Below are 18,777 nucleotides of genomic sequence, written 5' to 3'. Positions count from 1 at the left end.
CTGTGCCAGGCCCTCTTGGTGTCTCAGGCCTTCTTGGTGAACTTGCGGATCGCGACCGGCGCCATGACGACCGTCAGGCCGGCGGACCAGGCGAGCGTCACCCACAGGCCGTGGGCGACCGGGCCGCCCACCATGAGACCGCGGGCGGCGTCCGCGAGCCCGGACATCGGGTTGTACTTGGTGAAGCTCTCCAGCCAGCCCGGCATCGACGCGGTCGGCGCGAAGATCGACGAGCCGAACTGCAGCGGCATCATCACCAGGAAGCCCATCGCCTGCACGGACTGGGCGTTCTTCATGGTCACGCCGAGGACCAGGAAGATCCACATGATGGCGGAGCCGAACAGGGCGGACAGGCCGAGCGCGGCGAACAGACCGCCCCAGCTCGTGATGTCGAAACCGACCAGGACCGCGACGACCATCAGCACGGTCGTGGCGACGAGCAGGCGCAGCAGCTCGACGGAGATCTTCGCGATCAGGACCGAGCCGCGCCCGATGGGCAGGGACCGGAAGCGGTCCATGATCCCCTTGTGGAAGTCCTCGTTGAAGCCGGTGCCGACGCCCTGCGCGATGTTCATGCTCATCATCGCGACCATGCCGGGGATCACGTACTGCACGTACTGCTGCTGGCCGCCGCCGAGGGACTGGCCGATCGAGCCGCCGAAGACGTACACGAACAGCAGCGTGAAGATGACGGGCATCAGGACCGCGTCCATCATCGACTCGGGGTCCTGCTTGATCCACAGCAGGTTGCGGCGGACGAGGGCGCCGGTGTGGCGCAGGTGGCCGCGCAGTCCGATCCGGGGGTCGGCCGCGACGGTGATGGTGGGAGCGGTGACGGGGGGAGTGGTGGTGGCGGTACTCATACGGCGACCTCCTCGAGCTCGGGCCTGGCGTCCTGGGGGACGGTCGCCTTCTGGCCGGTGATGGACAGGAACACCTCGTCCAGGCTGGGCAGTTCGGTGGCGATCGAGCCGATCGTGATGCCGCGCGCGGTGACCGCGCCGACGACGGCGGTCAGCTGCTCGTCGCTCAGGATCGGGACGAGTACGGTCCCGGACTCGGGGTCCACGGTGGTGGTGGCCAGGCCGGTCAGGCCCAGGTCGTCCAGCGCGTGCGCCAGCGGGCGCAGCTCCAGCGGGTCCGCCGGGCGGATCCGCAGCGTGCGGCCGCCGACCTTCGCCTTGAGCGCGTCGATGCCGCCGTTCGCGATGACGCGGCCGCGGTCGATGACGGTCAGCTCGGAGGCCAGCTGCTCGGCCTCCTCCATGTACTGGGTGGTGAGCAGCACGGTCACGCCGTCCCGCACCATGCTCTTGACCTCGTCCCACACCTCGTTACGGGTCCGGGGGTCGAGCCCGGTCGTCGGCTCGTCGAGGTAGAGCACGTGCGGGCGGCCGATCATCGAGGCGGCCAGGTCGAGCCGGCGCCGCATGCCGCCGGAGTAGGTCCGGGCGGGCCGCGCCGCCGCGTCGGTCAGCGAGAACCGCTCCAGCAGCGCGTCGGCCCGTGCCCTCGCGTCCTTGCGGGACAGGTCGAGCAGCCGGCCGATCAGATAGAGGTTCTCCCGCCCGGAGAGCTTCTCGTCGACCGAGGCGTACTGGCCGGTGAGGCCGATCACCCGGCGCAGCTGGCGGGGCTGGCGCACGGTGTCGTAACCGGCGACGACCGCGGTGCCGGCGTCCGGGGTGATCAGGGTGGACAGGCAGCGTACGAGGGTGGTCTTGCCGGCCCCGTTCGGCCCGAGCACACCCATCACGGTGCCCTCGTGCACGTCCAGGTCGACACCGTCCAGGGCCTTGGTCTCGCCGTAGTGCTTGACCAGCCCCCGCACGGCCACGGCGACTCCTCGGCCGCCTTCGGGGTTCACATCGATTCGCGTCATGCCCCCAACCTGACGCACCCCACCGACACCCGACCGACATCCCACCGACAGCCCATACGCTCCGCCGACAGCAGGCCGACATCGGGGGCGCGACCAGCGGGCCCCTGGGGCGCACGGAGTGTGCCTTCCAGGGGCGCGGGGCTGTGCCCGATCAGCGACTCCGTCGCGGGGTGCGACCAGCCGACCTCTGGGGCGTGCGGAGCGTGCCGTCAGGGGCGCGGGGCTGTATCGATATGCGGCTCCGCCGCGTGGGCGCGCCCAGTGGTCCCCTGGGGCGCACGGAGTGTGCCTTCCAGGGGCGCGGGGAACTGCGCGAGAAGCCCCACCGGCCGACACCCAGGATCAAAGCCCAGCCACCAGAGGAAACCCCGGGTACACAGTGCGGCTCAACCCAGCGGAGCGTGACGCAGCCCGTCGACGGGGGAAGATCGACGGGCTGCGATGGTGCCGCTATGGCTCAGATGTGTTCAGGAGGGGCCCCGCCTCAGTGGACGGAGTGTTCCTCCTGAGGGAACGTTCCGCCGACCACGTCCTCCGCAAACGCCTTCGCCGCGTCGGACATGACCGTACGCAGATCCGCGTACTGCTTGACGAAGCGCGGCACCTTGCCCCCGGTGAGCCCGAGCGCGTCCGTCCAGACGAGGACCTGCGCGTCCGTCTCGGGGCCCGCGCCGATGCCGACCGTGGGGATGTGCAGCACCCGGGTGACCTCGGCGGCGAGCTCCGCCGGGACCAGCTCGAGGACGACCGCGAAGGCGCCCGCGTCCTGGACCGACTTCGCGTCGCGCAGCAGCTGCTGCGCCGCCTCCTCGCCGCGCCCCTGGACCCGGTACCCCTGCGTGTTGACCGACTGCGGGGTCAGGCCGATGTGCGCCATGACCGGGATGCCGGCCTCGACGAGCAGCTTGATCTGGGCGTGCGAGCGCTCGCCGCCCTCCAGCTTGACCGCGCCGACGCCCGCCTCCTTCACGAGCCGCATCGCGGAGCGCAGGGCCTGCGTCGGCCCCTCCTGGTACGACCCGAAGGGCAGGTCGCCGACGATCAGCGCGCGGGAGGTGCCGCGCACGACGGCCGCGGAGAGCATGGTGAGCTGGTCCAGGGTGACCGGGACCGTGGTCTCGTAGCCGAGGTGACAGTTGCCTGCGGAGTCGCCGACCAGCATCACGGGGATGCCGGCCTCGTCGAACACCGACGCGGTCATGGCGTCGTAGGCGGTGAGCATGGGCCACTTCTCGCCCCGCTCCTTGGAGAGCGTGATGTCGCGCACGGTGATGCGCCGGGTGCCCTTGCCCCCGTACAGCGCTTTGGGATTGCTGCTGTCGGCGGACTGCGTCGGGGCAGCCTGAACGGGTTGCGTCATCGCAACGGCTCCTTCAATTCGTCTCGAGGCGCCCTGACGGCGTCCCCGGATCACCTCCCATGGTGGCACCGCGTGCAGCCCCCGCGCCAGAGCACACGACCCCGGTAAAGCCTCGGTAAGGGAAGTCTCCCGGACTTCCAATACGGAACGGTGCCGTATCGAAATAGGGCTAGGCTCTTACGCATGACCACTCCCGTCGCTCCCGCGGCCCCGCGGATACCCGAGGCGGTGCACCGCCGTCGCTGGGCCATCCTCGGCGTGCTCATGCTGAGCCTGCTGATCGTCGTCCTCGACAACTCCATCCTGAACGTCGCGATCAAGACGATCTCGACCCCCGCCCCGACGGGCCTGGGCGCCACGCAGAGCGAGCTCGAGTGGGCCATCAACGCCTACACCCTCGTCTTCGCCGGCCTCCTGTTCACCGCCGGCCTGCTCGGCGACCGCATCGGCCGCAAGAAGGTCCTCATCGGCGGCCTCGTCGTCTTCGGCATCGGCTCCGCGCTCGCCGCCGAGTCCGGCTCCCCGGTCCAGCTCATCGCGTTCCGCGCACTCATGGGCCTCGGCGCCGCGTTCGTCATGCCCGCCACCCTCGCCGTGCTCATGAACGTCTTCGAGCGCGAGGAGCAGCCCAAGGCCATCGGCATCTGGGCGGGCGGCGTCGGCCTCGCCATCGCCATCGGCCCGATCACCGGCGGCCTGCTGCTCGACCACTTCTGGTGGGGCTCGGTCTTCCTGGTCAACGTGCCGATCGTGATCCTCGCCGTCGTCCTGATGCTCGCGCTCGTGCCCGACTCCAAGGACCCGAAGCCCGGCCGCATCGACCTCGCCGGCGTCGCGCTCTCCATCGTCGGCCTCGTCCTCCTCGTCTACGGGATCATCAAGGGCGGCGACGAGGGCGACTTCACCAGCCCGCAGGTCCTCGCCACGATCGCCGCCGGCCTCGTCGTACTGGTCGGATTCGTGCTGTACGAGAAGCGCAGCGACCACCCGTCGATCGACATCGACTACTTCAAGAACAAGGTGTTCTCGGCGGCCATCGCCGCGATCGCCCTGGTCTTCTTCGCCCTCATGGGCGTCACGTTCTTCTCCGTCTTCTACACGCAGAGCGTGCGCGGATACTCGCCGCTGCAGACCGGCGCGCTGATGCTGCCGCTCGCCGCCGCCCAGCTGGTCTTCGCGCCGCGCGCCCGGCTCGTCGTCGACCGGTTCGGGGTGCGGGCCACCACGACGGGCGGTCTGGTGCTGCTCGCCGCCATGCTCGCCGCGTTCACGATCCTCGACGCCGACACCCCCATCTGGATCCTGGAAGTCATGTTCTTCCTGATGGGTACGGGCATGGCTCACGTCATGACGCCGACCAGCGTCGTCATCATGCAGGCCCTGCCGCGCGAGAAGGCCGGCTCGGCGTCCGCGCTGAGCAACACGTTCCGGCAGGTCGGCGGCGCGCTCGGCATCGCCGTCCTCGGCTCCGTCCTCTCCACCGCCTACCGCGGCGGCATCGAGGACAAGCTGGGCCTGCTCCCGCCCGGCCTGCGCGACGCCGCCGGCGGCTCCATCGAGGCGACGCTCGGGGTCGCCGAGAAGCTCGGCCCGCGCGGCGAGGCCCTGATCGGCCCGGCCAACGACGCGTTCCTGCACGCCATGCACGTCACCGCGCTGTGGGGCGCCGGGGTCGCCCTGGTCAGCGCGGTCGTCACCGGCCTCTTCCTGCCCGGCCGACCGCCCGCGGCGCCGCAGGGACAGAGCGGCGCGCCGGAGAAGGTGGGCGCGGAGCACTGATCACCGCACACGGGGGCTGACGACGCTGAGAGAATCACCCCGGACCCCTGCCGGACGGCCGGGTTCCGGGGCGTGGCGGAAGCGGAGGCGACACGTGGACACGGGCACGGGCACGGGCACGAGCGCGGGTACGGACACGGCTACGGGTACGGACATGGGTGCCGGTGCCGGTGCCGGCGGTGTGGCGACCGGTGCGCGGACGAGCCCGGCGAAGGCCCCGGTGAACGGCCCGACGACCGACGGCCCGGCGGCGGCCCCGGCGAACAGCCTCGCGACGAACCCGGCTGACGGTCTCGCGGCGAACGACCTCCCGGCGAACGGCCTCTCGGTGGACCCGGAGCCGGGCGACGCCGGGGCGGTCGCGCGGGCGTACCAGCGCTACAGGCTGCGCGGCGCCGCCGACTGCCCCGCGCCCGCGCGCGGCCGCCCCCGCAGCGAGGCCGCCGAACTCGCCATCGTCGAAGGCGTCGTGAAGCTCCTGGAAGAGGGCGTCCCGCTCGCCGAGCTGTCCATCGAGCGCATCGCCCGCACCGCCGGCGTCGGCAAGGCCACCATCTACCGGCGCTGGAGCGGCAAGGAGGAACTCTTCGTCGACGTCGTCGCCTCCATCGAGGGACCGGACCCCGAACTCCCCGGCACCTCCATGCGCGACGACCTCGTCCGCCTCCTGGAACACATGCGCAGGCGCGGCCTCAACCTGCGCACCTCGGCCCTGCTCCACAATGTGTTCGCCCAGATGAAGACCCTGCCCAAGCTCTGGGACGCGTACCACGAGGTCGTCGTCGAACCCCGCCGCCGGGCCATGCACGGTGTGCTGCGCCGCGCCGTCGCCGAGGGCGAACTCCCCGAAGGCACCGACATCGAGCTCGCCGGCGACCTCTTCAGCGGCCCCATGCTGCTGCGCACCGTCATGCGGCCCGACGCGCCGCTCGCCGACGACCTCGCCGCCCGGGTCGTCGACACCGTCCTCGCCGGGCTCCTCAACGCGCCGGGAACAGAAGGCGTCCGGCCCGAAAAGCCGCAGGTCCCGCCCCTCGGGTGATTGTGCGGGTTTCGTCACAGAGGCCCCCGGCAGCGGCCGGACCGGAACCCGGCACCCCGCCCCGTTCGTCCTCGTCGCAGTACGGACGACACTTCACCCCCGTGCCACGGGGGTGTGACGGAACAGCGAGCCGTCGTCATCGCCTAGGGTGCTTCGGGCGGGGACGGCGGGCACGGCAGGCAGTGAGGCGACGACGGCATGGCGCAGGCGTACTACAGCTCGGACGCCCAGGAATCCGAGCGCACAGGATCCCGGCTCCGACGCCTGGGAGTCCGGCTGCGCGAGGACCGCGGCTACTGGCGGCGCGGCATCGTCCTCGCGGTGCTCGCGGTCCTGCTCGGCCTGGTCATGCTGCTGCACGCGCAGATCCCCAACACCATCGGCAACCTCGGCTCGTTGACCGAGACCTTCCTGCCCTGGTTCGGCCTCTTCGTCCCGGTGCTGCTGATCCTCGGGCTCGTGCGCCGCTCCGCGACCGCCGTGATCGCGGTCCTCGTCCCCGTCATCGCCTGGTTCAACCTCTTCGGCGGTCTCCTGCTGTCCGACAAGCAGTCCGGCGGCGGCGACCTGACCGTCGCCACCCACAACGTGAACGCGGACAACCCCGACCCCACCCGCACCGCCCGCGACGTCGCCGCCTCCGGCGCCCAGGTCCTCGCCCTCGAGGAACTGACCGCGGAGGACGTCCCCGTCTACGAGAAGGCGCTCGCGGCGACCTACCCCTTCCACTCCGTCCAGGGCACCGTCGGCCTGTGGAGCAAGTACCCGCTCAGCGCCACCCGGCCCGTCGACATCAAGCTCGGCTGGACCCGCGCCATGCGCTCCACCGTCGCCACGCCGCGCGGCGACATCGCCGTCTACGTCGCGCACATGCCCTCGGTACGGGTCAAGCTCCACTCCGGGTTCACCGCCAGCCAGCGCGACGAGAGCGCCGACGCACTCGGCGCCGCCATCGCCCACGAGCAGCTCGGCAAGGTCGTGCTCCTCGGCGACCTCAACGGCACGATGAACGACCGCGCCCTGAACGCCGTCACCTCCCAGATGCGCTCCACCCAGGGCGCCGCGGGCAGCGGCTTCGGCTTCAGCTGGCCCGCCTCGTTCCCGATGGCCCGCATCGACCAGATCATGGTCAGGGACATCGAGCCGGTCTCCTCCTGGTCGCTGCCCGCCACCGGGAGCGACCACCTGCCGATCGCGGCTCGCGTCAAGCTCTGACGGGGGAGCGGACGCGGTGAGGGAATATTTGTTCAGGGCGTAAACTTAATAGTTCTGCTCACCGCCCGCCCTCCCCGGAAGATCCTTCATGCCCCTCGCCCTGCTCGCGCTCGCCGTGGGCGCCTTCGGCATCGGCACGACCGAGTTCGTGATGATGGGCCTGCTGCCCGACGTCGCGGCCGACCTCGGCATATCCATCCCCTCCGCCGGACACCTCGTCTCCGCGTACGCCCTCGGCGTCGTCATCGGCGCCCCGCTGCTCGCCGCGCTCACCGCGCGCATGCCGCGGCGCCGCGTCCTCATCGGGCTCATGGTCCTCTTCGTCGTCGGCAACGCCGTCTCGGCCGCCGCCCCCGGCGAACACTCCCTTCTCCTCGCCCGCTTCGTCAGCGGTCTGCCGCACGGTGCCTTCTTCGGCGTCGGCGCCGTCGTCGCGACCTCGCTGGTGGCGCCCGAGCGCAAGGCCCGCTCCGTCTCGCTGATGTTCCTCGGCCTCACCGTCGCCAACGTCATCGGCGTCCCCGTCGCCACCGCCATGGGCCAGCACCTCGGCTGGCGCGCCACGTTCCTCGCCGTCAGCGCCATCGGGCTCGTCGCCATCGCCACCCTCGCGCTGCTCGTGCCCGCGGACCACGGGCACGGCGAACTCGTCGGCGTACGCGGTGAGCTGCGGGCCCTCAAGTCGCTGCCCGTGTGGCTCGCGCTCGGCACGACCGTCGCCGGGTTCGGCGCGCTGTTCGCCGCGTACAGCTACATCACGCCCATGCTCACGGACGCCGCCGGGTACGCCACGGGGAGCGTGACCCTGCTGCTCGCCCTGTTCGGCGTCGGGGCGACCGTCGGGAACCTGCTCGGGGGGCGGCTCGCCGACCACCGTCTGCGCGGCACGCTGTTCGGCGGGCTGGCCTCGCTCGTGGTCGTGCTCGCGCTGTTCCCCGTACTGATGCGGGCGCAGTGGAGCGCGGCCGTCGCGGTGCTGCTGCTCGGGATGGCGGCGTTCGTCACGGGGTCTCCTCTGCAGCTCATGGTGATGGAGAAGGCCGCTGCGGCGCCCTCGCTGGCCTCCTCGGCCAACCAGGCCGCGTTCAACCTCGCCAACGCGGGCGGCGCGTTCATCGGCGGGCTCGCCCTCAGCGCGGGCCTGGGTGTCACGTCCCCGGCGCCGGCCGGAGCGATTCTGGCCGTTCTCGGACTCGGGGTCGCCGGGGTGGCGCTGCTTGTCGATCGGCGCCGGGTCGCCTCCGGCGGGGTGGTCGCCGCCGGTTCTGGTGGGCGGGTGGTCGCCGGACAGGTTCTGGAGGACGCCGCTCCTGCCGAGCGGTGAGGCCGGCGCCGGCGCCGGCGCCGTTGCCGGTTGCGGGCTACTTGCTTTCTGCCGCCCGGTGGGGCTTCTCGCGCAGTTCCCCGCGCCCCTGAACGCACGCCCTTCGGGCGGCGTTCAGGGGCGATCGCCGGACTTCGCGCAGGGGGCTACCTGCGGTACGCCAGGACCGTCATCATGCCCGCCTCCGAGTGGTAGATGTTGTGGCAGTGGAGCATCCACAGGCCCGGGTTGTCCGCCATGAAGTCGGTCGTCACCGTCTCGCCCGGGCGGACGATCGCCGTGTCCTTGCGGGCGCCCGACGCCTTGCCGGTCAGGGCGAAGGTGTGGCCGTGGAGATGGACCGGGTGCCACATCTTCGTATGGTTCCGGAACACCAGACGGACCCGCTCGCCCGCGCTGACCGGATGGCGCTGGTCCGCCGTGTACGGCTTGTTGTCGAAGGCCCAGTCGTACTTCTCCATGCTGCCCGTCAGGGTGAGGGAGAGCGTGCGGTCCGGCTCGGCGGAGGGCAGGGCCACCGAGTCCGCCGGGCGCAGAAGGTCCGCCGTGACGAGCTTCCCGGTCAGCTCCTTGGGGCGGGTCCCGGCGGAGGGGGCCGAGCCCGAGCCGGTGCGCAGGACCGCCAGCGCCGTCTGCTTCTTGCCCTCGGCCAGTGCCGTCAGCGGGAAGACCCCGTCGCCGGCGGTGACCAGCACGTCGTACCGCTCACCCATGCCGAGCAGCAGCGCCTCCGTCTTCGCGGGCCGCACCGGGAAGCCGTCCGTGTGCGTCACCGTCATCTCGTGCCCGCCGAGCGCGACGCGGAACGCCGTGTCCCCGCCCGCGTTGATGATCCGGAGCCGGATGCGGTCGCCGGGGCGGGCCTTGAAGGACGACGGGGCGTCGGGCGTCCGCCCGTTGATCAGGTAGTGCGGGTAGGCCACGTCGCCCGCGTCCCCGCCGAGCAGATCGCTCGTGGCGCCCATCATCATGCGGGACGGTCCGGTGCCGGCACCCGTGCCCGCGCCCTTGCTCGGGGACGCGTCGGCGCCGCTCATCCCCGACATGTCGTGCCCGGAGTGGCCGCCGCCCGAGCTGTCCGAGCTGTCCGAGCCGCCGGAACCGCCCCCGTGGTCCATGCCGGACCGCAGCTCCTTCAGCACCGCGTCCGGGGTCGAGCCGTCCACGCCGTCGACCCAGTCGTCCAGGACGATCACCCACTCCTTGTCGTACGACAGAGGCTCCTTGGGGTCGTCCACGATCAGCGGCGCGTACAGCCCGCGGTCCTGCTGGGTGCCGGAGTGGGGGTGGAACCAGTACGTGCCGGGGTGCGTGACCGTGAAGCGGTACGTGAAGTCGGCGCCCGGTGCGATCGCCTTCTGCGTCAGGCCGGGGACGCCGTCCATGTCGTTGCGCAGCGCCAGGCCGTGCCAGTGCAGGGAGGTCGCCTCGGGGAGGTGATTCGCCAGGGTCAGGGCGAGGGTGTCGCCGGCGGTGACGCGGACCTCCTTGCCCGGCAGATCACCCCCGTACGACCACGACTTGACGGTCCGGTCGCCCAGGGCGAGGGAGGTCGCCGCGGCGGTCAGGCGGACGGAGCGGACCGGTCCGGAGCCGCGCTTGCGCTCAGCCGCCTCGACCTCGGGGCCCGCCGGGTCGACGTAGCCCTGGGGACCGGAGCCGCCCGAGCCGTGACCGCCGTGCCCGGAGCCCGTACCGGCGTCGGAGGAACAGGCGGTGAGCAGGCCGGTGCCGGCCACGGCGAGCGAGGCGCCGAGAAGAGTGCGGCGGCTGGTGAGGGAGGAGGTGAGGGAGGCGGGAAGGGAGTGGGGGAGCGAACGTGTCGTGCGCATAGGTGAGTTGCACCTCGATGTCGGTGTCGTGCGTGATGCGTGCTGCGGGCAGTGGGCGAACTCATCTGCTGCCTCTGATACACCGCTCGACCCGATCGGGTTCCCACTCTTCAAAGGTGGGTGCCGATCCGGTTCCGGGCAGCGCGAGGCAGCCGGTGCGAGGCCTATATGCGCAGGACCGACAGTTGTGCGAGGAGCGTGCGTGGCGGGGGAGGGTGTGGGTGCTGGGCGTACGCCATGCCGCGGGGTCCGGGCAGCGCGTGGCCCGCGGTGAGCGGGCGCAGCACCAGAGCCGTCAGCAACAGCAGCGTCACCGAACCGAGCACGGCCAGGCACACGCTCAGCGGGTCCATGCCGCCGTCGCCGTGCATCGGCTGCCCGGCGCTCGGCGCGGACACGGCCTGCGGGCCCGCCGTCGACCCGTCCGAGTGCCCCGGCATCCGCGGACCCGAAGCCGAAGCCGAAGCCAAAGCCGAAGCCGCAGTCGAGGCCGAAGCCGACACCGATGGGGTCGTCATGTGTCCCGACCCCGAACGGCCGGACGGGTGCCCCAGCGTGTGCATCCCGACGATCCCGAAGAGCAGCACCACGAACAGCAGCAGCTGTCCGCGGCCGGTGCGGCCCCTCGTCGTCGTACCCGTCATGATCCGCACCCTACCCCCACCCGGTATCGGGCGACATGCGAGCCCTCCGGGTGCCGTTGATCATGACCTCATGACGACAACGGACAAACCGGAGCAAGCCGCGGAAGTCGGTGACGACGGGACCCGCCGCCAGTTCATCTCCTGGGTGACGCTCGGCCTCATGACCACGGCCTCCGTGGCGAGCCTGCGCCCCTCGCCCACGATGGCCATCTACGGCCTCGCCGCGATCTTCCTCTACCTCCTCCCGGCGATCGTCTTCCTCCTCCCCACCGCCCTCGTGGGCGCCGAACTGGCCTCCGGCTGGACGGGCGGCATCTACCGCTGGGTCAGCGAGGCGCTCGGCAAACCGCTCGGCTTCGTCGCCGTCTGGTGCCAGTTCGCCATGACGATCGCCTACTACCCGAGCCTGCTCGCCTACGTGGCGTCCACGTTCGCGTACGTCATCCACCCGAGCCTCGCCGAGAACGGCCTCTACGTGGCGATCGTCATCGTCGTCATCTACTGGACCGGCGTCTGGGTCAGCTCGCGCGGCACGAAGACCGTCGCCGGGCTCTCCTCGTTCGGCCTCATCGTGGGCACCCTGATCCCCGGCGTCGTGCTCGTCGCCCTCGGCATCGTCTTCCTCGGCCAGGGCAACGCGTCCGCCGCCCCGATGACCGCCGACCACTGGCTGCCCCCGTGGACGGGCCTGGCCAGCCTGGTCCTCATCGTCAACAACTTCCTCTCCTACGCGGGCATGGAGATGAACGGCGTCCACGTGTCGTCCCTGCGCGACCCGCGCGGCGAGTACCCCCGGTCGATCTTCCTGGCCACCGGGCTCGTGCTGCTGATCTTCATCCTTCCGGCCCTGGCCATCAGCTGGGTCATGCCGGCCAAGGAGCTCAGCCTCACCGCCGGCCTGATGCAGGCCTTCCAGGCGTTCTTCGACCACTTCCACGTGGGCTGGATGACGAAGGTCGTCGGCATCATGCTGGTGTGCGCGGCCCTCGGCGGCATGCTCACCTGGCTGTCCGGACCGGCCAAGGGCCTCGTGCTGCTCTCCCGCCAGGAGGGCTACCTGCCGCCCTTCCTGCAGAAGTTCAACAAGTACGGCGTGCCGCAGAACGTGATGGTCGCCCAGGGCGTCCTGACCACCCTCATCGGCGTCCTCTACGCCTTCAGCGACAGCGTCTCCAGCCAGTACTGGATGTTCTCCGTCATCACGATCCAGATCTACCTGGTCGCCTACCTGCTCATGTTCGTGGCCGTCGTCGTGCTGCGCCGCACCCGCCCCGACGTGCCGCGCGGCTTCGTCGTGCCCGCCGTCAAGATCGTCGCGGGCGTCGGCTTCGTCGCGTCCGTGCTGGCGCTCGTCATCGGGTTCGTGCCGCCGGACCAGTACGACACCGGGCCGCTGTGGCGCTACCTGCTGGTCGTCGGCGGCGGTCTGCTGCTGCTCGGCATCGCGGCGCCCGCGGCCTTCCTCAAGTTCCGCAAGCCGAGCTGGATCCACCCCGACCACCGCGATCCGGCCGGGCCCGCGAGCCCAGCCTGATCCAGACGAAAGACCCTACGGCGTGAGGCGGCGCACGCTGTCCCGGATCACGATGTGCGTGCCGAGGAGCTGGCGCCGCTGCCCCGAGCGGCCGGTGTCGCCGAGCGCGAGCCGGACCGCCGTGCGGCCCAGCTCCTCACCCGGGATGTGCACCGTCGTCAGGCCCGGCGTCATGTCGGCGGCGACCGGGTCGTCGTTGTACCCCACCACCGAGATGTCCTCGGGGACCCGGAGCCCGTACGCGTGCAGGACCTTCACCGCGGCCAGGGCCACCCGGTCGTCGCCCGCGAACACCGCCGTGAAGTCCGGCTTCCCGTCGCACCGGTCGAGCAGGTCGCGCATCGCCCGGTCGCCGTTGTGCTGGCCGAAGCCGACGCCGTGCAGCACCGCGTCGGACCGCGGCACGCCGTGGTCCGAGAGAGCGCGCAGATAGCCGCGCACGCGGTCCTCACCCGTCGTGTTGCCCGGCTGGTAGCCGATCATCGCGATCTTCCGGTGCCCCGCGCCCAGCAGATGGCTGGTGACGGCGTGGGCGCCAGCCTCGTTGTCGTACTCCACCACGACCGCGGGCACGTCCGGCGCGGGCGCCGGACGGCCGCACAGCACGAGCCGGGAACCGGCCGCGGCCAGCGACTGCGCGTACTGCGCCATCCGCTCCCGGTACGCCGCGTCCTCGACCACACCACCGACGAGCACGACCGCCTCGGCCGTCTGCTCGCGCATCATCTGCACCAGCGCCAGCTCGCGGGCCGGATCGGCGCCCGTCGACGCGACGAGCGTGAGCCGGTCGCGCTGCGCGGCCTCCTTCTCGACGCCCTGCGCGACGGCCGCGTAGTACGAGCTCACGACGTCGAGCAGGAGCACCGCGATCGTCTTGCGGCCCGCGCCGGCCAGCGCGCGGGCGTGCGCGTTCGCGACGTAGTCCAGGTCCTTGGCCGCCCGCAGCACCTTCGCCCGGGACGCCGCGGACGTCGGATAGTTGCCCGCGAGAACGCGTGACACCGTGGCCACCGACACACCCGCGCGTGCCGCCACGTCGCGGATGGTGACCCGGCCCGTCGCCTCGGTCTCGCCGCGCTCGCCCACTCTGACTCCCTCGGTCCAGCGGTGCGGGGCGCGCCTTCCCGCGCGCCCCGCACCATCATCGCGTGTGCCTGTGTCCGGCCGGCCCGCTTCAGTGGGCCGCGGCGTACTCCGTGGTGAACTCGCCGATGACCTTCTTGCCGCCCTGCGCCTCCCACTTCCCGTACAGGGCGTCCCAGTCCGAGACCTTCCTGCGGCCGGAGACGACGGCGGTGACGCTGTCGTTCATCAGCTGCTCCAGCGCCGCACCCTGCTTGTTGTACGTCTCGGACTGGAGGCCGAAGCGGGCGTTGGGCTGCATCATCGGGACGACCTTCTGCTGCCAGGAGTGCAGCCGCTTCACGACGTCCCCGAAGCCGGGAGCGTAGAGCACCTGCGGGGCGTCGGAGAGGTACATGAACGGGACGTTCGTCTTCGACTCGACCAGGCCGAGCTCGTTGGCGATCGGGTTGTTGTCCTTGTCGCGCTCGAAGTGCGTGCCCTCCACGCCGAAGTGGGTGAGCTCGTACTCCTCGGAGCCGAACGGGGAGGCCAGGTAGTCGAGGACGCGCAGGATCAGCTTGATGCGGTCCTTGGACGCCTTCTTGACGACCGTGTAGCCGAAGATGCCACGGCTCTGCTGGTACTTGGGGGTGGCGCCCGGCGCGGCGTACGGGACGAGCGCGTCGAGGTCGAAGCTGTTCTTGATGCCCTGCGCGGCGGCCGGGTAGGCGAGGAAACCGTCGGTCATGGACAGCACCGAGCCGTTCCAGAACTGGGTCTTGAGGTCGACCTGCGAGACCGAGGTGGCCTCCGGGTAGTACGAGCCGTCCTTGCGCAGCTTGGCGAGGTACTCCAGCATCGCCTTGAACTCGTCCGTGGCGCCCCAGTGCACCATCTTGCCGTCCTGGAGGGCGAACTCGTTGGGCGTGCCGAACCAGTTGGCGTGCGTCTTGTAACCGAAGTACGCGGTCGTGGAGGCGCCCAGCGCCCACTTCTTGGCGCCCGTCGCGTCCTTGGCGAGGGCCGCGAAGTCGTCCGCGGACATGCCGGGCTTGTAGCCGGCCTTCGTGAAGACCCCGTTGTTGAAGAACATCGTGTCCTGCGGCTTGGGCCGCTCCACCGGGACGCCGTAGATGCGGCCCGCGATCCGGCCCATGCCCTCCCAGGCGTACGTCGGGATGCCCGCGAGGTTCGGGTAGTCCTTGACCGCGTCGCCCGACAGGTACTCGGTGAGGTCGGCGCAGCGCGTCTTCACGAACTGGGCCTCGCGCGGGAGCACGTAGCCGCCGCCGATGTTGATGATGTCGGGGATGTCGTCCCCCGCGAACAGGGTCGCCATCTTCGCGCGGAAGTCGGCGTCCGGCACGATCGTGAACTCGACGTCGACACCCAGCGCCTTGTTGACCGCCGCCCAGTACTTGTTCTGCGCGGCCGGCTTCGGCGGGGTGCCGTACGTGATGGTGAGGACCTTGATCTTCTCCTTGCCGGTGCCCGGCTTCTCGGCGATCGCCTTCACCAGCTCGGCCGGGTACTTCGTGTAGCCGGCCTGCACACCCTCGGCGGTCGGCGCGAGATCCGGGGTGGCGCCCTTGGCCGGGGTGTACGTGGGCCAGGCGGCCGCCTTCTTGCCCGCGTTGGAGACGGAGCCGCCGCCGCTGCTGTCGGAGGAGCAGGCGGTGAGCACGGAGGGGGCGGCGAGCGCGGCGCCGCCGATCGCGATGGAGCGCAGCAGGGTGCGGCGGGAGAGGTTCGCGGACATGGTGAAGGACCCTTCGGATCAAGGAGGTCGAGACAGAGAAGTGCGGGGGGTTGCTCAGCTCTTTGGTGCTTGACCGTGCTCTGTGGTGCTTGACCGTGCTCAGCTCTTGATGGCGCCGGTGAGCACGCCCTTGGTGAAGTACTTCTGCAGGAAGGGGTAGACGATCAGGATCGGCACGGTGGCGATCACCAGGACGGCCATCTGCGTCGTCTGCGGGGCGGAGACCATGCCGGCCTCGCTCAGCCCGGTGTCGGCGATCTGCGCGCCGCCGATCACGTACGTGCGCAGCACCTGGGAGAGCGGCCAGTGGTCGGACTCCAGGTAGATCGAGGCGTGGAACCAGGCGTTCCAGTAGCTGACCGCGTAGAACAGGCCGACCACCGCGAGCGCCGCCTTGGACAGCGGGAGCACGATCCGCCAGAACACCGTCCAGTCGCCCGCGCCGTCCAGCCGGGCCGCCTCGTACAGCTCCTCCGGGATGCCCTGGAAGAAGCCGCGCAGGACGACGAGGTTGAAGACGTTGATCAGCACGGGCGCGATCAGGGCGGCGTACATGTTCTCCATGCCGAGGCCCTTGACCAGCAGGAACGCAGGGATCATGCCGGGCGGGAAGAGGAACGTGAACAGCACGACCAGCAGGACGGGCTTGCCGCCGAAGACGCCGGGCCGGCTCAGCGCGTACGCCAGGCACGCGGTGCAGGCCAGCGACGCGAACGTACCGATCGCGGTGATCCCGACGCTCACGCCGAGCGCCTTCGTCACGATGCCGCCGCTGAGGATCTGCTCGTAGGCGCGCAGGGTGGGATCGGTGGGCCACAGGACCCAGCCGCCGTTCGCCACGACCTCCTTGTTGGAGGCCAGCGACGTCGAGATGATCACCAGGAACGGGACCAGGACCAGCGCCAGGAGCACCAGGACGGCCACGCCCTTGGCCGCCTTGGTGACCGGCTTGGGCCGCTCCATCCAGGCCGGACGGTCGACTCGGGTGGACGTGCTGCTCACTTGTAGACCCCCTGCTCGCCGAGCTGGTGCGCGATGCGGTTGGCGACGAAGACGAGGAGGGCGCCGACCAGGCCCTTGAAGAGGCCGGCCGCGGTGGCGTAGCCGATGTCGCCGCCGATGATGCCCTGCCAGTAGACGAAGGTGTCGAGGACCTCGCCGACCTCCGGGCCCACCGACGGGCGCTGGAGCAGCATCTGCTCGAAGCCGACGGAGAGGATGTCGCCGAGCCGCATGATCAGCAGCAGCACGACGATCGGCCGGATCGACGGCAGCGTCACGTGCCAGAAGCGCCGCCAGGGCCCGGCCCCGTCGATCGCGGCGGCCTCGTACTGCTGCTCGTCGACCTGCATCAGCGCGGCCAGGAAGATGATCGTGCCCCAGCCGGCGTCCTTCCAGATCACCTCGGCGACCACCAGCGGACGGTACGCGTCGGGGTTGCCGATGATGTCGACGGTGTGCAGCCCGCTGTCGCCCAGGAAGCTGTTGAGCAGGCCGGTGTCCGACAGGACCTGCTGGAACAGGGCGACGACGATCACCCACGACAGGAAGTGCGGCAGGTAGACGACGGACTGCACGAAGCGGCGCAGCAGATCCGAGGTCAGGCTGTGCAGCAGCAACGCGATCGAGAGCGGCACCGGGAAGTAGAACACCAGCTGGAGCACGGCGATGTAGAGCGTGTTCCACGTCGCGTGCCAGAAGTCGGGGTCGCCGAACATCCGGCTGAAGTTCCCGAACCCGACCCAGGGGCTGCCCCACAGGCCGGCGAACGGGTCGTACTCCTTGAACGCCACGACGTTCCCGACGAAGGCGCCGTAGTGGAAGACCAGGAAGTACGCGACGCCCGGCACCATGAGCAGCAGCAGCGTGCGACTGCTCCGAAAACGTTTCCACCGGCTGTCACGCCGACCTATGACGGCCTTTGTGCCGGTTTCCGGCCCACCGGGAGAGTCAGCCACCCCGGCATCGGGCCTTTCCTTCGCCACCGTGGGCACGGGAACCCCTCCGTCGTTCGAACAAGGTGAGGCGGAATCTAAAACGGTTACTACGGCCGGTCAACCCCCTTGGCGCAGGGAAGTATTGACCGTACTGTCGTCCCGTGCCCGGCCATCTGCGGCACTGCTGTAACCGGTTACAGAGGTCCTGCGCGAGAACTGCGCGACCTTCTGCGAGATCCTTGCGAGGAGAGGTAGGAGCGCGTGACGGCACACCGACCGACCGCGGTACTGGCCATGGGTGCCCAGGTGGTGGAGCGGGTCTTCCCGCCCGACCTGCGCGAACGGCTGGACCGCAGCGTGCGGTTGGCGGCCCCGCCGCTGACCGGGCCGCTCGACGCGCCCGAGGCCGTCGCGGCCCTCGCCGAGGCGGAGATCCTGGTCACCGGCTGGGACTGCCCGCCGCTCACAAGGCAAGTGCTCGACACCGCCCCTCGGCTGCGCGCGGTCATCCACGCGGCCGGATCCGTACGGCCCATCGTCACCGACGCGGTCTGGGAGCGCGGGCTGCTCGTCTCCTCGGCGGCCGACGCCAACGCCGGGCCCGTCGTCGCCTACACCCTCGCCGCGATCACCTTCGCGGCGAAGGGGGCCCTGGCCACGGCCGCGGGATACGCGACGGCCTGGCCCGGCTTCACCGAGCGGGACGGGGCCGACGGGCGCACCGTCGGCGTCATCGGGGCCTCCCGCATCGGGCGCCGCGTCATCGAGGGGCTACGGGCGGACGACGCCGGGTACCGGGTCCTGCTCTGCGACCCGTACGTCGACGACGCGGAGGCCGCGCGGCTCGGCGTCGAGCGGGTCTCGCTCGACGAACTGTGCCGGCGCAGCACGATCGTCAGCGTGCACGCGCCGCTGCTGCCCGAGACACGGGGCATGCTGAGCGCTCAGATGCTGGCGCTGGTGCCGGACGGGGGGACCGTGATCAACACGGCTCGGGGGGCGCTGGTCGACAACGAGGCGCTGGCCGTGGAGTGTTCCGCCGGGCGGTTGTCGGCGTACCTCGACGTGACGTGGCCCGAGCCCCTGCCCTCCGGGCATCCGCTGCTCCGGTTGCCCAATGTGCTGGTCACTCCGCATGTGGCCGGGGCGCAGGGGAGCGAGGTGCGGCGGCTCGGGGTGTTCGCGGTGGAGGAGGTCGAGCGGCTCGTCTCGGGGGCGGAGCTGCGGGGCGGTACGGGGCGGGGGGACATGGCGCGGGTCGCCTAGTCGTTTGCGGGGTGCGCTTGTCGGGCGGGTGCGGGTGGTTCGTGGCTGGTCGCGCAGTTCCCCGCGCCCCTGATGAGGCTGCGCCTCATCGGGGAGATGCCACCCGAAGGGTGTGCATCTCAGGGGCGCGGGGAACTG

The 18,777-nt window shown here is 70.9% G+C and carries 15 protein-coding genes; 6 read left to right on the top strand and 9 right to left on the bottom strand.

Translation table 11 applies throughout. From position 1 onward, the window contains the following. Positions 1–23 precede the first annotated feature (23 nt). The 3 genes from ACIBTU_RS11540 to panB all read right to left on the bottom strand — a co-directional run bounded on the left by ACIBTU_RS11540 (position 24) and on the right by panB (position 3,242). Positions 24–863, bottom strand: coding sequence for an ABC transporter permease (locus ACIBTU_RS11540; RefSeq protein ID WP_399125824.1), 840 nt, complete (start codon positions 861–863; stop codon positions 24–26). Beyond that, positions 860–1,882, bottom strand: coding sequence for an ATP-binding cassette domain-containing protein (locus ACIBTU_RS11535; protein ID WP_399125823.1), 1,023 nt, complete (start codon positions 1,880–1,882; stop codon positions 860–862). Before ACIBTU_RS11535 ends, ACIBTU_RS11540 begins: the two co-directional genes overlap by 4 nt. Before the next feature lie 484 nt (positions 1,883–2,366). Then, on the bottom strand, positions 2,367–3,242 hold the full coding sequence (gene panB, locus ACIBTU_RS11530) for a 3-methyl-2-oxobutanoate hydroxymethyltransferase (RefSeq protein ID WP_399125822.1): 876 nt from the start codon (positions 3,240–3,242) through the stop codon (positions 2,367–2,369). A gap of 183 nt (positions 3,243–3,425) precedes the next feature. Here panB and ACIBTU_RS11525 point away from each other — a divergent pair, with 183 nt between their 5' ends. From ACIBTU_RS11525 to ACIBTU_RS11510, 4 genes are all read left to right on the top strand, one after another. Continuing rightward, complete coding sequence (locus ACIBTU_RS11525; RefSeq protein WP_399125821.1) at positions 3,426–5,021, top strand: DHA2 family efflux MFS transporter permease subunit; 1,596 nt, start codon at positions 3,426–3,428, stop codon at positions 5,019–5,021. A gap of 385 nt (positions 5,022–5,406) precedes the next feature. Then, entirely contained in the window at positions 5,407–6,063 is a 657-nt protein-coding gene (locus ACIBTU_RS11520; protein WP_399126214.1) for a TetR/AcrR family transcriptional regulator, read from the top strand. A 198-nt stretch (positions 6,064–6,261) separates the two neighbouring features. Next, complete coding sequence (locus tag ACIBTU_RS11515) at positions 6,262–7,278, top strand: endonuclease/exonuclease/phosphatase family protein (RefSeq protein ID WP_399125820.1); 1,017 nt, start codon at positions 6,262–6,264, stop codon at positions 7,276–7,278. Positions 7,279–7,366: 88 nt separating this feature from the next. Then, positions 7,367–8,602, top strand: a complete 1,236-nt coding sequence (locus ACIBTU_RS11510; RefSeq protein WP_399125819.1) for an MFS transporter — start codon at positions 7,367–7,369, stop codon at positions 8,600–8,602. 146 nt (positions 8,603–8,748) lie between these two features. Here the strand turns inward: ACIBTU_RS11510 and ACIBTU_RS11505 are convergent, their stop codons facing one another. After that, positions 8,749–10,434, bottom strand: a complete 1,686-nt coding sequence (locus tag ACIBTU_RS11505; protein ID WP_399125818.1) for a multicopper oxidase family protein — start codon at positions 10,432–10,434, stop codon at positions 8,749–8,751. Between the two features lie 164 nt (positions 10,435–10,598). Further along, the gene (locus tag ACIBTU_RS11500; protein WP_399125817.1) at positions 10,599–10,874 is read right to left on the bottom strand and encodes a hypothetical protein; all 276 of its coding nucleotides are present in this window, start codon (positions 10,872–10,874) and stop codon (positions 10,599–10,601) included. 274 nt (positions 10,875–11,148) lie between these two features. On the opposite strand from ACIBTU_RS11500, the gene ACIBTU_RS11495 reads away from it, so the two are divergent. After that, entirely contained in the window at positions 11,149–12,612 is a 1,464-nt protein-coding gene (locus ACIBTU_RS11495) for an APC family permease (RefSeq protein WP_399125816.1), read from the top strand. 15 nt (positions 12,613–12,627) lie between these two features. On the opposite strand, the gene ACIBTU_RS11490 is transcribed toward ACIBTU_RS11495, so the two are convergent. From ACIBTU_RS11490 to ACIBTU_RS11475, 4 genes are all read right to left on the bottom strand, one after another. Further along, a complete protein-coding gene (locus ACIBTU_RS11490; protein ID WP_399125815.1) occupies positions 12,628–13,698 on the bottom strand; it encodes a LacI family DNA-binding transcriptional regulator in 1,071 nt (356 codons plus the stop codon). Between the two features lie 88 nt (positions 13,699–13,786). Next, on the bottom strand, positions 13,787–15,436 hold the full coding sequence (locus ACIBTU_RS11485) for a sugar ABC transporter substrate-binding protein (RefSeq protein ID WP_399125814.1): 1,650 nt from the start codon (positions 15,434–15,436) through the stop codon (positions 13,787–13,789). 99 nt (positions 15,437–15,535) lie between these two features. Next, positions 15,536–16,399: a carbohydrate ABC transporter permease gene (locus ACIBTU_RS11480; protein WP_399126213.1), complete on the bottom strand. Its 864-nt coding sequence runs from the start codon at positions 16,397–16,399 to the stop codon at positions 15,536–15,538. 35 nt (positions 16,400–16,434) lie between these two features. Further along, the gene (locus tag ACIBTU_RS11475; RefSeq protein ID WP_399125813.1) at positions 16,435–17,289 is read right to left on the bottom strand and encodes an ABC transporter permease; all 855 of its coding nucleotides are present in this window, start codon (positions 17,287–17,289) and stop codon (positions 16,435–16,437) included. 378 nt (positions 17,290–17,667) lie between these two features. On the opposite strand from ACIBTU_RS11475, the gene ACIBTU_RS11470 reads away from it, so the two are divergent. Next, entirely contained in the window at positions 17,668–18,639 is a 972-nt protein-coding gene (locus ACIBTU_RS11470) for a hydroxyacid dehydrogenase (protein ID WP_399126212.1), read from the top strand. The last annotated feature ends 138 nt before the right edge of the window (positions 18,640–18,777 follow it).

The sequence above is a fragment of the Streptomyces sp. NPDC050145 genome, from assembly GCF_044460245.1.
GTDB lineage: Bacteria > Actinomycetota > Actinomycetes > Streptomycetales > Streptomycetaceae > Streptomyces.
Note: the sequence above shows the minus strand (reverse complement) of the source record. Positions and strands in the feature narration are given on the sequence as shown.

Excerpts from the sequence above, each read along its gene's own strand:
- ACIBTU_RS11500 (WP_399125817.1), bottom strand. The coding sequence starts at position 10,874 with ATGCCGGGGCACTCGGACGGGTCGACGGCGGGCCCGCAGGCCGTGTCC.
- ACIBTU_RS11525 (WP_399125821.1), top strand. The coding sequence starts at position 3,426 with ATGACCACTCCCGTCGCTCCCGCGGCCCCGCGGATACCCGAGGCGGTG.
- ACIBTU_RS11505 (WP_399125818.1), bottom strand. The coding sequence starts at position 10,434 with ATGCGCACGACACGTTCGCTCCCCCACTCCCTTCCCGCCTCCCTCACC.
- ACIBTU_RS11535 (WP_399125823.1), bottom strand. The coding sequence starts at position 1,882 with ATGACGCGAATCGATGTGAACCCCGAAGGCGGCCGAGGAGTCGCCGTG.
- panB (WP_399125822.1), bottom strand. The coding sequence starts at position 3,242 with ATGACGCAACCCGTTCAGGCTGCCCCGACGCAGTCCGCCGACAGCAGC.
- ACIBTU_RS11510 (WP_399125819.1), top strand. The coding sequence starts at position 7,367 with ATGCCCCTCGCCCTGCTCGCGCTCGCCGTGGGCGCCTTCGGCATCGGC.
- ACIBTU_RS11540 (WP_399125824.1), bottom strand. The coding sequence starts at position 863 with ATGAGTACCGCCACCACCACTCCCCCCGTCACCGCTCCCACCATCACC.
- ACIBTU_RS11495 (WP_399125816.1), top strand. The coding sequence starts at position 11,149 with ATGACGACAACGGACAAACCGGAGCAAGCCGCGGAAGTCGGTGACGAC.
- ACIBTU_RS11480 (WP_399126213.1), bottom strand. The coding sequence starts at position 16,399 with ATGGAGCGGCCCAAGCCGGTCACCAAGGCGGCCAAGGGCGTGGCCGTC.
- ACIBTU_RS11485 (WP_399125814.1), bottom strand. The coding sequence starts at position 15,436 with ATGTCCGCGAACCTCTCCCGCCGCACCCTGCTGCGCTCCATCGCGATC.
- ACIBTU_RS11470 (WP_399126212.1), top strand. The coding sequence starts at position 17,668 with ATGGGTGCCCAGGTGGTGGAGCGGGTCTTCCCGCCCGACCTGCGCGAA.
- ACIBTU_RS11515 (WP_399125820.1), top strand. The coding sequence starts at position 6,262 with ATGGCGCAGGCGTACTACAGCTCGGACGCCCAGGAATCCGAGCGCACA.
- ACIBTU_RS11475 (WP_399125813.1), bottom strand. The coding sequence starts at position 17,289 with ATGGTGCCGGGCGTCGCGTACTTCCTGGTCTTCCACTACGGCGCCTTC.